Here is a 12606-nt window from a genome sequence, read left to right as displayed (position 1 = left end):
AAAGTGACATGGTTGCCGCTTTAAGTGCTGGATAAGTGCTAAGTGAGGTAACCGGCGGCAATAGATAATTAGAAAATGTCATATAAGTAGCGCTTTTATTTGTTTTGTTTATAGATATCCCAGCAACGATGACCAAAAGGAAGGACAGATTGTGAAAGTATTGGTAGCGATAAAACGTGTGGTTGACCCTTACGTAAAAGTAAGAGTTAAAAGTGATGGTTCAGGGGTAGAAACCAACAACGTGAAAATGACCATGAACCCGTTTTGTGAAATCGCGGTGGAAGAAGCGGTACGATTGAAAGAGGCTGGTCACGCTGAGGAAGTGGTGGTGGTTTCTGCGGGAGACAAAAGCTGCCAAGAGCAACTCCGCGCTGCATTGGCATTAGGCGCCGATCGCGCGATTCATGTTGATACTTCAGCTCCAGAGCCACTGGGTGTTGCCAAACTTCTGAAATCTTTGGTCGCCAAAGAACAACCAGGGATAGTTATGCTTGGCAAACAATCGATTGATACCGATCACAATCAAGTAGCGCAAATGCTCTCAGCGCTGACTCAGTATCCGCAAGGCACGTTCGCGTCGAAATTGGTGGTGGAAGGAGATTCGGTATTAGTGACCCGTGAAATCGATGGCGGCCTAGAGACGTTAGAGCTAGCATTACCAGCCATCGTCAGCACAGATCTGCGTTTGAACGAACCGCGTTATGCGTCGCTTCCGAATATCATGAAGGCGAAACGTAAACCGATGGAAGTGATCACGCCTGAATCGTTATCAGTCAATTTAGCCTCGACCCAACATATATTGGAAGTGATGACACCGCCAGCGCGAAAAGCGGGCGTGATGGTAAGCAGCGTTGCTGAATTAGTTGGCAAGTTGAAAGACGAAGCCAAAGTCATTTAATGGCATCTTAAACAGCTAAATTAATCACTTTCATTTCTCCATCATTAAGTGGAGCAGAGTAAAAAGTGGAGCGGAGTAAACAATGAACAAGAACAAACCAGCGATATTAGTCATTGCAGAACACGATAATAATAAATTGTCGTTAGATACCCTACGCACCATAAAAGCGGCAAGCGAGGTTGCCACTCATGAAGTTGGCGCGCCAATACATGTGCTGGTGGCGGGCTATCAATGTGGCGCTGTGGTTGAACAACTTACTGGCGTTGCTGGCATCAACGAAGTATTGGTCGCGGATAGGGAGGAGTATCAGCATCAGTTGGCTGAAAATGTTTCCGAACTACTGGCAGGTCTCGGTAAAACGTATAGCCACTTACTTGCCCCAGCAACTACTTTTGGCAAAAATCTGATGCCGCGTGTCGCCGCCTTGCTCGATGTGGGCCAGTTGGCAGATATTGTTGCGGTTGAGTCTTCCGATACCATTATTCGACCTATCTACGCTGGCAACGCGCTTGCCAAAGTGCAATCGCTAGATCCCATCAAAGTTATCACGGTGCGCAGTTCAGCATTCGATGCCGCGGAGTGCGGCAGTAGCCGAGATGTGACCGTCACAGCGGTAGACGCAGTCATTCGATCGGATAAATCTCGTTTTGTTTCGCAGCAAAAAACGGAAAGCACACGGCCAGAGCTGCCTGCTGCCAAAGTGGTGGTGTCAGGTGGGCGAGGCGTTGGCAGTAAAGAGAACTTTGTTTTAGTCGAATCGCTTGCAGATAAACTGGGCGGCGCGATTGGCGCATCAAGAGCCGCGGTGGACGCGGGTTTTGTTTCCAATGACTTGCAAGTTGGCCAGACAGGAAAAATTGTTGCCCCAGATCTGTATATTGCCGTTGGTATTTCTGGTGCAATTCAACATCTAGCAGGGATGAAAGATTCCAAAGTGATCGTTGCCATCAACAGCGATCCGGAAGCGCCAATCTTCCAAATTGCCGATTATGGCCTTGTCGGCGATTTGTTTGAAATCATGCCAGAACTGGTGAACGCGTTAGACTAGCTTTCTCTCATACACATTTCAGCAAAGTACATTTTAGCCAAACACATTTCAGCTAAACATATTTCTCCCGCAAGGCGAGCCGCCCTGCGGGAGCTTGATGAAAAACCAGCCACATTAAAAACAGATCCCCACCTCAATCTGTTTATTTAGACGAGTTTTTTACCTGCCGACGAAATGACTATGAAAAACGTCATTATGCCTATGATTTTAGTGATATAGCACCTTAAAACTCTGATATATTGCGCCTTATTTTTGCAACTTAGGCCAAGTTTTCATGACTGTAACTGTCAATGCCGATGGATTGAGTGTCGTTCACCAAGGTTCGGGTGGAGAAGCCAACTCAACGTTGCCAGATGTCTGCCTAACAAGTATCGGCCCTGCGGTGGTGCCGATCCCCTATAGCAACAATGCGAAATCCTCCGATCTTGCAGGAGGCTCTACCACGGTGACAATAGACGGTGGCCATAGCATTGCTATTCAAGGCTGCACATTCTCTAAAAGCACTGGGGATGCTGATGGCGACAAGAAAGGGATATCATCGGGCACGGTTGAAGCAGAAGCCGAGTTTATCACTTGGTCGCCAACGGTGAAGATCGAAGGTAAAGGCGTGTGCCGGAAAACCGATCAGATGAAGATGAACCATGGCAACACCCTGTGTTTAGGCGGAGTGCAAAACCCAACCGTTCATGTTGATGAGGAGCCGGCCGATACCTATGACTTGCGCCTTGATGTGTACTACCCCGATGGCCATGGCCTAGCTGACGCGCCTTTTGAATTAGTGGATGCATCGGGAGCCAAATTAGGCTCGGGCACGTTGGATGACTTGGGTTTAGCAACAGTAACCGATTTAGACAGTGGCCGAGTGCAACTCAAAGTGAAAGAAAGCGCCGACGATTTTGTGGTCGCAGAAGTGCGCAGAGACAATGCCCGTTATCAGCCCACACTCAGCGACCCTGATTTTTTCCAACACGCTTCGCATGGTCAGCAGCTCTTTTGGGGCTCGAATCGTATCGCGCGCCCTCGTGAATTATGGGGTGTAATGGGCAAACATCTAAGCTCAGACCGCCATTTCGCCGATATTGTGGCGTTGGATGTTAGCAGTCACTTCCCTATGCGCCACCCTCTGTTCAACTTTGATGTGTTGAACGAACTACTGATCACCGCGCTCGCCGATCCCACTGATGCGCATAATCAACAACTGGCTGCGTTTACGCTGCCACATGTCGTGGCCGATGGTGAGATCTTGTCGGTGCTGCTTCGCTTACCTCAGCATGAAACACTCGATCATTTACTGGCATATATGCGTGCTCGGGGCAAAGGCAACCCGCTGAGTTACTTACAGCAATACGATTGGGGAGAAACCAAGCGTACCTTGTATCGTTCGCTCGAAGGTTTGCTAAAAAAACTGCATGGCCGCCTAGCGGAAATGAGTCGCCAAGCGAACAATAAGCAATACACCTATCTGTCGAAAGACATTATCGACGTCCACGCCAAGGCCATCGATAACTACACCCAAGCATTATTGGATACGCTGACGAGCGTCTTTAATGTTCTGCAAGACAAAGCCAACACCTTGTTTGCGGATAAGGCCAATGTTTCGGTTACGGGTTCGCCAGACAGTCAATATCCGGCCTCGGGTGGCAGTATTCGGGCGGTGGTTAATACGGCCCAAACGATTGATCTCAGTGAGCAAAAATGGCTCAAGGTGCGACTGCACTATGACGATCCTTGGAAAACCCCTGTTTACGCGTCGAATTTGACGGTCAAAGCCAACGGCAGTGTCCATGCCGATAAACTGGCTCTGCAAGCGTTACCTGATCGAAGCTCAGTGTCCATCACTAAAGAGCACGCCGAAGAAACCGAAAAAGTGCAAGGCGGCGTGGTGGCCGTAACGGATTTGCCCCCGAATACGGATACAGTGACGGTGGAGTTCAATAGTGAAGCGGGTCTTGAGAAACAAATTCAAAGTAGCCGTAATATGATTGAAGCGCGCCTAGACAGCGTTTACGTGCAAGTTTCAGAAGCGATGGACCCGTTCTTGAAAGAATGGAAAGATCGTGGTTTGAGCTGTTTAGCTGATGGGGTTGAAGATGGCATTGTCGACTGGGGTAACGACTTTATGGATATGTTCACGCCTAAGTTTTGGTCGTCACTAGGGGATTCGATTTGGGAAGTCGGCACCTCGACCTTTGATGCAGGAGCTATATATGCCAAAGACTTCATGGACTCAGTCGAAAAGAGTGTCGACAAGCAAGTAAAAGCGGGCCGAAGTTGGTATCTAGCTAACACGAACACCGCCCCTAGCGATTTGTCTCTCGTCCAAGCCGTGGATTTGTTCGGCAAAGCGGCCAGTGACGCGGAGGAGCGGGTTGGGAAAAACTTGCATGACAATGGCGAACGACTCAAACAAAAACTCACCGAGTTTTATCATGAGGTGGATAACGCCGTTGACCGTGCGCGTCTAATAGGGAAATACCACAAAGATATTTTGGCGCTACCGAGTGAGATCGCAGCCAATAATGCGCCTGCTATTCAACATTTCATTGATACAGCACTAATGGAAATCGCGCCAGATAGGGCAAAAGAAATTAAGCAGAGCCAAGCGTTGCCCAAAGCAATGGCGCTGATGCGTGACCCTTCCGCAGCGCTCACCTACAGTGCCTACGTGATGATGATACTCGATGCCATTCCGCCAAACTTCTACACCTATTACGGCGGAAAGTTGGGTATTTACATACTGCTAGAAGTGATTTTAGAGGTGATCATCGGATTCTTCACTTTAGGTGCTGCGGCGGAAGCAAGATTTGCCCTACTCATGGCCAAACTGGCGCAAAAAGCACGCAAAGTGAAAACCATCGAGGGAGCCGAAAAGGCTTACCATGCCTTTTGCGATGGCCTAAAAGAACTGGGCCGTATATTGGGCGATTTAGAAGAGCTGGCCAATAAGCTGATCAAACGCCCTGAGCGAAAAATTGAAGGCCACCCAGATACCACCTTGTCACAAGAAATAGAAAGTAAGAAACGCCACGGTAAGTGTAGGTTCTGTCATAGTTCAAAGCACAAGACGCCGAAGCTATACCGTGGTGAATTGGAGGCGAAATAACAAATGAGCATAGTCAGTGTCGTTCAAGACGAAGCGTCAAAGGTTTCTGTACATGGTATTCTAAAAAGGGATTACAAGTACCGAACACAGTGGAAAGCCCGCGTCAAAAAATGGAACGAAACAGAAGGGCGTCACCCCTTTCATCATGGCATTGATATGGATACGCACCATTTGATTTCGGTGAATGCTATGAAAGATTTGAGTGATGATATCAAAACTGCTTTGAAAGAAAAAGGCTACAATATTAACGGTTTAGGCAACCTTGTTGGGATACCCGCAACGCTTGAAGGTGCATGTCATCTAAGGACTCAGCTCCACCGTACAAAACATATATTCAGCGAAGACCAGTACGGAAAAAATAAGGACTTTGATTACCACAAAGAAGTGAGAGCACGAATAAAAGAGGCAGCTGCAAGTATCCGTAAATGCTACGGTACGAGCGAGGTAGAACCAAGTAAGCGCGCCATTCATACTCAAGTTATGGACAACATAAGCCAAAAGTTACTAAAGGGTATTGTAAAGTTCCGTATACCCCTTACATCGATCTTCAATAACTTCAATCCCGAAGATACTCCCTATAAAGGGTGCCGAGGGGTATCGAGCATTCCTCAAGCATTGATTGCTACCCAATGTTGTGACGGTGACCATGCTGGAGAAAGCAATTTTAGAAAGAATGGGCCAAACGAACTGCGCGACAGCGTGGTGGACTTTAGCCACAAGTGGGAACTAAAGAGAACATTATGAGCACATTTGAAAACGAATATTACTTATTGATTGATACACCGTTTCGCGAGAGTTTCTTAGAACTGGTTGGTATCAAAGGTGCAGGAGCCCGTTTTTATGAAACCGACCAACTTGATTACGGTGATGGGCCTGTATTTTTTGGCCAAGCATTTAAAGAAGATATGCCGTTTAAACTGAGTAATGTCCAAATGGACGGTGGCGCTCCTATTGTATCTAAAGAGATTGCCGAGGTTATAGGCCAGTACAACATTGAAGGTTTCCAATTGTTTCCTTCTATCATCGTGGGCGACGATGGTGAGTGGCACGAAGACTTCTACTATTTCAATAGCTATAAACGACTTGATTGCGTAGATTTCAAAAACAGTGAAGTTGAAGATTATGATCCTGATTCCCTAATTGGTCAGGAGGTTATTAAATACAAATTGAGAGCTGATGTGTTGGAAGACATAAAAGAAGAACGAAGGTTGATCATCATGCTGGATCAGGTTTTCGGTCCTAAGTTGTTGGTACACGAGAAACTGGTCGACCAATTAGCCCAGTTTAATATTGAGGCATTTACCTTCTACAAGCTCAGTGAGTATGAACTAGGAATGCAGTATAAAGGCTAGCAAACAGCCCTGCATCAGCCATTATCTGTCTTAATTAATTAATTAAATATATAAATAAAAATTTATTGTTGTGTACTAATGAGAAATGTTGAAGATGAATATTATATCGTTCGGAATGTGTATAACGAGAAAACTGTTTACCTAGATGCCACAGGCCAAATTTCAGAGCGTTTGTATACCGATAGTGAAGTGGGATATGGGGATGGGCCATTAATTTTTGATGCTAGTTTTTATAGCTATATGGATAAAGGCGAAGAGGAAGCTTGTTATAAAGATGGGCACATGGATGGTTCGTTTCCAATTGTATCTCAGCGATTGTATGAAAAGTTATCTGAATATGAAACAGATAACTTTCGCCTACTTCCTTCTATAATTTCAATGACGGATGGAACCTATAGAGATGGGTATTATTTCTTTAATGTGATTGAGAAAATGGACGTTATTGACTTGAAATTAAGTGAAGTATTGAATCCTGACACTATCCTTCTTTATCGGTTGAATAAGTTTAAACTACAAAGCGAGAAACTAGACAAGATTCCAGAAAAAGAACGACTGGTGATAGTCCCAAAAGGTGTGATGGGGTCTCCAATGATTGTTCACAAAAAAATAGTGGATATTTTCCGAAGTATGAATGTAGAGAGTGTCCAATTTTTTCCTCTCACAAGCTATTCGTTTGGTGATGAATATAGCTAGCGATAATATGAATAGTTTTTGACGATAAATACTGGCTATTGATTGATACCCCATTTAGGGAGATCTGCTTAGAACCTGACTCTTCTACACAAATATATGTAGGGCGGAACTTTTCATTATATTAGTGATCTGACCTTACAAACCCACTCATCACACTGTTTTTTTTATGTCAATTTTTAATCCTGATCAATGGGCTGCTGATCATTTTAAACGCGCTAATTTAGGCGATAAACGTAGAGCTGAAAGGTTAACACGTGTTGCTGCGCAGATGGCGACGGGAAGTGGACAATCCCTTGCACGAACTTGCCTCGGGGATGAGGCCAAACTAGAAGGAGCTTACAGGTTGATTCGTAACGATAAGGTCTGCCCCTCTGTGATTAGAGCAGCAGGTTTTGAGCACACCGCTCAAGTGGTCGTCGATATCCCAGAAATACTGGCTCTCGAAGATACCACCTCATTGAGCTATAAACATAGTGTGGCTCCAGAGCTAGGAAAACTGGGCAAACTGACGGATAAATCACGAGGTTGGTGGGTTCACTCCGTCATGTTACTTGATAGTCATACGTCTAGGACTTTGGGATTGATTTTCCAAAAAAATGGGAGTTGAAGATCAGAATATGAGAAATTATGAAGAAGAATACTATATCGTTCGTTTGAATAATGATGAGAGTGTATTGAACTTAAAGCCTGCAAGTAATATGGGTTTTCGTGATCATGTCGATGATAAGCTAGATTTTGGTGATGGTCCAATCTTCTTGGAAAATGACTTTAAAGGAGAGGTACCATTTTTATTAGGAAGTGCTCATTTGGAAGGGAATCTTCCAGTGGTCTGTCGTAGTATTTACGAATCCTTAAGAATATTTTCCATTGACGGGTTTCAGCTTTTTCCGGCTGTTATTGTAGGGGATGACGGAGAGTTGCATGAAGATTTCTTTTTCTTCAATATCTACAAAGATTTGGACTGCATCGATTTCAAGGCAAGTGATGTGGAAGACTATGAGCCTATGAACGAGTTTCATGTTGTGGATTCTTATGTGCTTAATAATAAGTTGCTATCTAATATAGATGAAGAGAAAAGGTTGATTATCCGTCCATCTTGCACATCTGAAGGAGAAATATTTATTCATCAAAGGATTGTTGATATTCTGGATAAAAACCGAGTGGATGGTTTTTCATGGTACAAATTGTCAGAATATGAAAGCGGCAATGAATTTTTTCTTTAAGTTTTAGAGTTGTTACATTTTTAAATTATTCTGGTTTTCTTTAGTCTATATTAAAGCCGTATCTGATAAGGGAATTTTCTACATGTTCATAATAAGAAAGGACAGGCACCAAAAGTACGGCTTTCAACCAACAACTGGCCGCGTTTACGCTGCCAAGTGTCGTGGCCGATGGTGAGATCTTGCTGGTGCTGATTCGCTTACCTAAGCATGAAACACTGGGATTATTTTCTAGCGTATATGCGGGCTCGGGGAAAGGGTAACCCGCTTAGCTACTTACAGCAGCACGATTGGTGAGAAACTAAGCGTACCTTGTATCGCTCGCTCTTAAAAAACCGCATGGCCGCCCGGCGAAAATGAGTTGTGAGATTAATTTCTCACCAAGTTGGAAGTTACAGAGGCGATTATGAAAAGTTTAGAAGAACAATATTATATTTTATTAGATAAGCCGAACCGAGAGAGTTTTCTAGAGCTTAAAGGTATAAAAGGTGCAGGTTCCCGCCATTATACATTCAAGAAGTTGGATTATGGTGATGGACCACTATTTTTCGAGAACGCATTGAAAGGTAATATGCCATTCTACCTTAGCAATGTTCAAATGGATGGTGGTATTCCTGTCGTGTCAAAGGATATAGCTAAAGAAATTGAAAGGTATAACATTGAAGGTTTTCAGTTATTTCCTTCTATTATTATTAGCGATGATGGTCAATGGCACGAAGATTTCTATTACTTTAATCTATATAAGAAGGTTGACTGCGTTGACTTTTTTAAAAGTGAAGTTTTGGGGTATGATCCTAATGAAATGTTAGGTCATGATGTGGTCAAATATCACCTTAATAATGATGTACTAAATAATATTAATGAAGAGTCTAGACTTATAATTAAACTTGATAACGTATTTAGTCGTTCAGTAATTGTGCATGAAAAAATAGTTAATATATTTATGAAGTTCAATATTGATGCATTTGTTCTTTACAAGCTAAGTGAATATAGACAAGGTATGGAATTCATAAACCAGCAATCATCCTAATGTTAAATCGTATCGAGGATATTGAGCATTGTCGACTACCACCTTTACTATTCCCTAAACTTTTGTCTTAGTAGTATTATAGAGAGAGTTATGTTAATTCTTGAAGAAGAATCAATTTACCTTGATAATTTCTTCACAGAAGAAATGTTATTTAAGTTTAATCATGTTCAGATGGATGCTGGATAGCCAGTCGTTTCGAAAGAGACGGCTTAAGCTATCGAAAGTTAAATGTTGGATTTATTTAATTGATTATGGTTATTTTTCCTGATCATCACGGTCGTTGTCAGACTCAAAGTCTTCACTATCATATAGTGAAGGAGCTGGAATAGATAGGATCTATCACAGTTCGAATAAAAGTGGAAATAAGAAAGTAAGTACGAATTGGATTCCTAAGGTAGGAAGATGAATCAATATAACGACCAATATTACATTGTTTTTGAAAAATATTCTGATGATACACTCTATTTAGTTACTCATGATCGTTCTGATTATAGGAACTATGAATATACTAAACTTGTGTATGAGGAACCAATGTTCTTTGAAAATGGTTATAAGGATAAAGATCTGATTAGAGGGGTTTCTCGTCCGATTAAAAATGCTCACCTTGATGTCACATATCCAATCATCTCAGATGAAATTAAGAGATCATTAGGAGAGGTGGAAAATCGAACATTTCAGTTTTACCCTTCTATAATTGTTGATGATAAAGGTGACTATCACGACGATTATTGGCTATTTAATATCTTTGAACAATTAGATGTATTAGACATCGATAAATGTCATATTCGTAATTATCGCTCTGATCGAGATGTTCAAAAAATTCAGAAATATTATTTAAGCAATGAGAAGGTATCTTTAATTCCGCTAGAGGGAAGATTGGTGTTTATGCCGGAGTATAGCGATGTTGGTCACGTTATGATTCATGAATCTTTGGTTCGGAAAATTAAAGGTCATAATGTAGATACACTACAGTTCATTAAGGTATCAGATTGGGAGATGGGTTCTCAGTTTGTTGATTAAATATAATTATTTGTGGCCATAGCGTAGTAACGCTAACATTTAAGATAATGATGGTTGTTGGTTAAGAGTCCAGTGATGGAACCAACGAATTAGAGATAACTGATTAATGTTCTCAGTCACTCTATCCAGTATAGGCTCTGATTTTGATAATCAGTTACGTGTAAGATTAAGAATGTACGAAGGGTATATAATTGAGTAAATATAACGAGCAATATTATCTTGTTTTTGAAAATTATGATAATAATACACTATACCTGTCAACTCATGATCGCTCCGATTATAGAAACTACGAATACACCAAACTTGCGTATGGTGAACCTATGTTTTTCGAAAATGGATACAAAGAAAAAGATCTAAAGCAGGGGATCTCTAGACCGATAAGAAAAGCTCACCTTGACAGCACCTACCCTGTTGTTCTCGATGAAGTTAAAGTTTCATTGGGGGATGTGGAAAATGATAATTTCCAGTTTTACCCATCCATTATTGTTGATGATCACGGGGAGTATCATGATAACTATTGGGTGTTTAATGTTTTTAAAAAGTTGGATGTTCTTAATATACAAAAGTGTGAAATTGATGACTTTGATCCTGCTGACGATGTACATGCAGTCGATAGATATTATTTAAGTGACGAAAAAATGATAAATATCCCTAAAGAAGAACGCTTGGTTTTTAAACCAAAATTCAGCGATGTAAGTCATATTATGATTCACGAAAGTGTTGTGGAAGTCTTCAATCGGCATCATGTAGGCACTCTTAATTTTGTTAAAGTATCTGATTGGGTTATGGGGCTTCAGTTTGTTGATTGAAGCTAATTATTTTTGGCCTTAACGTAGTAACTCTAACATTTAAGATAATGGTGATTGTTGGTTAAGAGCCCGGTGATGGAACCAACAAGTTAGAGATAACTGATTAATGTTCTCAGTCACTCTACCGTACATAGGCTCTGTTCGCGAAAGCCAGTGCGTGTAATCGTATGAAGGGTATATGATTGAGTAATTATAATGAGAAATATTACATTGTTTTTGAAAAACATTCTGATGATACACTCTATTTAGTTACTCATGATCGTTCTGATTATAGGAACTATGAATATACTAAACTAGTGTATGGGGAACCAATGTTCTTTGAGAATTCCTATAAGGATAAAGATCTGATTAGAGGGGTTTCTCGTCCGATTAAAAAGGCTCATCTTGATGTCACGTACCCAATTGTTTCTGATGAAATTAAGAGATCATTAGGAGAGGTGGAAAATCGAACATTTCAGTTTTACCCTTCTATAATTGTTGATGATAAAGGTGGCTATCACGACGATTATTGGGTGTTTAATGTATTTAACCAACTTGATGCCTTAGACTTGGACAAATGCAGGATTGACGACTTTGATCCAGATGAGTCATGCCACGATATAGAGAAATACTTTCTTAGTAGCGAGAAGCTTTCGTTGATCCCGGAAAGTGAACGATTGGTTTTTATGCCTGACTACAGCGATGTAGGGCATGTTATGGTGCATGAAAGCTTGGTTAAAGTATTTAAAGACCACAATGTAGATACGCTCAATTTCGTAAAAGTCTCAGACTGGGTTATGGGATACCAATTTCGGGATAAAGCTTAATTCATGTATGTTTCATGGGCTGGATCTTACTCTAAACGCCAAAGGTATTGAAAATTAAGCGTATGAACACATTTGAAGATGAATATTACCTATTGATTGACACACCGTTTCGCGAGAATTTTTTGGAATTGGTGGGTATCAAAGGGGCAGGAGCCCGTTTTTACGAAACGGACCAACTCGATTACGGCGATGGGCCGATATTTTTTGGTCAAGTGTTTAAAGAGGATATGCCATTTAAGTTGAGTAATGTTCAGATGGATTCAGGAAATCCCGTGGTTTCAAAAGAGATCGCTGATGTCATCGCTAAATACAACATTGATGGATTTCAGCTGTTTCCAGCTATTATCGTGGATGAAAACGATAAATGGTATGAAGACTTTTATTACTTCAATGTCTATGAGCGATTAGATTGTGTCGATTTTGAGAATAGTGAAGTGGATGATTATGATCCAGATTCTATCATTGGTCAGGAAGTCATTAAATTCAAATTAAGAGCTGATGTACTAGAAAACATAGAAGAAGAGAGGAGGTTGATCGTCATGTTAGACGAAGTTGTTGAAGCTCCTTTACTGGTTCACCAAAAGTTGGTCGACCAATTGGTTCAATTTAATATTGAAGCCTTTACTT

General features: G+C 41.7%; 13 protein-coding genes. All 13 read left to right on the top strand.

Features of this window, described 5'->3' with window-relative positions:
* Window positions 1-151: 151 nt before the first annotated feature.
* Window positions 152-898, top strand: a complete 747-nt coding sequence (locus L4C34_RS18895) for an electron transfer flavoprotein subunit beta/FixA family protein (protein WP_428790879.1) — start codon at window positions 152-154, stop codon at window positions 896-898.
* An 82-nt stretch (window positions 899-980) separates the two neighbouring features.
* A complete protein-coding gene (locus L4C34_RS18890; RefSeq protein ID WP_428790878.1) occupies window positions 981-1946 on the top strand; it encodes an electron transfer flavoprotein subunit alpha/FixB family protein in 966 nt (321 codons plus the stop codon).
* 274 nt (window positions 1947-2220) lie between these two features.
* Window positions 2221-5049 (top strand): DUF4150 domain-containing protein, encoded by a 2829-nt coding sequence (locus tag L4C34_RS18885; RefSeq protein WP_428790877.1) that lies wholly within the window; start codon window positions 2221-2223, stop codon window positions 5047-5049.
* A 3-nt stretch (window positions 5050-5052) separates the two neighbouring features.
* A complete protein-coding gene (locus L4C34_RS18880; protein WP_428790876.1) occupies window positions 5053-5793 on the top strand; it encodes an AHH domain-containing protein in 741 nt (246 codons plus the stop codon).
* Window positions 5790-6401 (top strand): imm11 family protein, encoded by a 612-nt coding sequence (locus tag L4C34_RS18875; protein WP_428790875.1) that lies wholly within the window; start codon window positions 5790-5792, stop codon window positions 6399-6401. Before L4C34_RS18880 ends, L4C34_RS18875 begins: the two co-directional genes overlap by 4 nt.
* Before the next feature lie 78 nt (window positions 6402-6479).
* Window positions 6480-7094, top strand: coding sequence for an imm11 family protein (locus L4C34_RS18870; RefSeq protein WP_428790874.1), 615 nt, complete (start codon window positions 6480-6482; stop codon window positions 7092-7094).
* Between the two features lie 166 nt (window positions 7095-7260).
* Window positions 7261-7701, top strand: a complete 441-nt coding sequence (locus tag L4C34_RS18865; RefSeq protein WP_428790873.1) for an IS4/Tn5 family transposase DNA-binding protein — start codon at window positions 7261-7263, stop codon at window positions 7699-7701.
* Window positions 7702-7711: 10 nt separating this feature from the next.
* The gene (locus tag L4C34_RS18860) at window positions 7712-8317 is read left to right on the top strand and encodes an imm11 family protein (RefSeq protein ID WP_428790872.1); all 606 of its coding nucleotides are present in this window, start codon (window positions 7712-7714) and stop codon (window positions 8315-8317) included.
* Window positions 8318-8720: 403 nt separating this feature from the next.
* A complete protein-coding gene (locus L4C34_RS18855; RefSeq protein WP_428790871.1) occupies window positions 8721-9344 on the top strand; it encodes an imm11 family protein in 624 nt (207 codons plus the stop codon).
* Between the two features lie 402 nt (window positions 9345-9746).
* Complete coding sequence (locus L4C34_RS18850; RefSeq protein ID WP_428790870.1) at window positions 9747-10364, top strand: imm11 family protein; 618 nt, start codon at window positions 9747-9749, stop codon at window positions 10362-10364.
* A 191-nt stretch (window positions 10365-10555) separates the two neighbouring features.
* Window positions 10556-11173 carry an imm11 family protein gene (locus tag L4C34_RS18845; RefSeq protein WP_428790869.1) on the top strand — a complete coding sequence of 206 codons (618 nt, stop codon included), beginning with the start codon at window positions 10556-10558 and terminating at the stop codon, window positions 11171-11173.
* A gap of 182 nt (window positions 11174-11355) precedes the next feature.
* Window positions 11356-11979 carry an imm11 family protein gene (locus tag L4C34_RS18840; protein WP_428790868.1) on the top strand — a complete coding sequence of 208 codons (624 nt, stop codon included), beginning with the start codon at window positions 11356-11358 and terminating at the stop codon, window positions 11977-11979.
* Between the two features lie 62 nt (window positions 11980-12041).
* The coding region (locus tag L4C34_RS18835; protein ID WP_428790867.1) for an imm11 family protein at window positions 12042-12606 on the top strand (565 nt) is incomplete at its 3' end.

Origin of the sequence: Vibrio profundum (genome assembly GCF_050337555.1) — a bacterium.
GTDB lineage: Bacteria > Pseudomonadota > Gammaproteobacteria > Enterobacterales > Vibrionaceae > Vibrio > Vibrio profundum.
The sequence above is the reverse complement of the archived record's forward strand: the minus strand, read 5'-3'. Positions and strand labels throughout refer to the sequence as shown.

Excerpts from the sequence above, each read along its gene's own strand:
- L4C34_RS18850 (WP_428790870.1), top strand. The coding sequence starts at position 9,747 with ATGAATCAATATAACGACCAATATTACATTGTTTTTGAAAAATATTCT.
- L4C34_RS18865 (WP_428790873.1), top strand. The coding sequence starts at position 7,261 with ATGTCAATTTTTAATCCTGATCAATGGGCTGCTGATCATTTTAAACGC.
- L4C34_RS18860 (WP_428790872.1), top strand. The coding sequence starts at position 7,712 with ATGAGAAATTATGAAGAAGAATACTATATCGTTCGTTTGAATAATGAT.
- L4C34_RS18890 (WP_428790878.1), top strand. The coding sequence starts at position 981 with ATGAACAAGAACAAACCAGCGATATTAGTCATTGCAGAACACGATAAT.
- L4C34_RS18870 (WP_428790874.1), top strand. The coding sequence starts at position 6,480 with ATGAGAAATGTTGAAGATGAATATTATATCGTTCGGAATGTGTATAAC.
- L4C34_RS18880 (WP_428790876.1), top strand. The coding sequence starts at position 5,053 with ATGAGCATAGTCAGTGTCGTTCAAGACGAAGCGTCAAAGGTTTCTGTA.
- L4C34_RS18875 (WP_428790875.1), top strand. The coding sequence starts at position 5,790 with ATGAGCACATTTGAAAACGAATATTACTTATTGATTGATACACCGTTT.
- L4C34_RS18885 (WP_428790877.1), top strand. The coding sequence starts at position 2,221 with ATGACTGTAACTGTCAATGCCGATGGATTGAGTGTCGTTCACCAAGGT.
- L4C34_RS18855 (WP_428790871.1), top strand. The coding sequence starts at position 8,721 with ATGAAAAGTTTAGAAGAACAATATTATATTTTATTAGATAAGCCGAAC.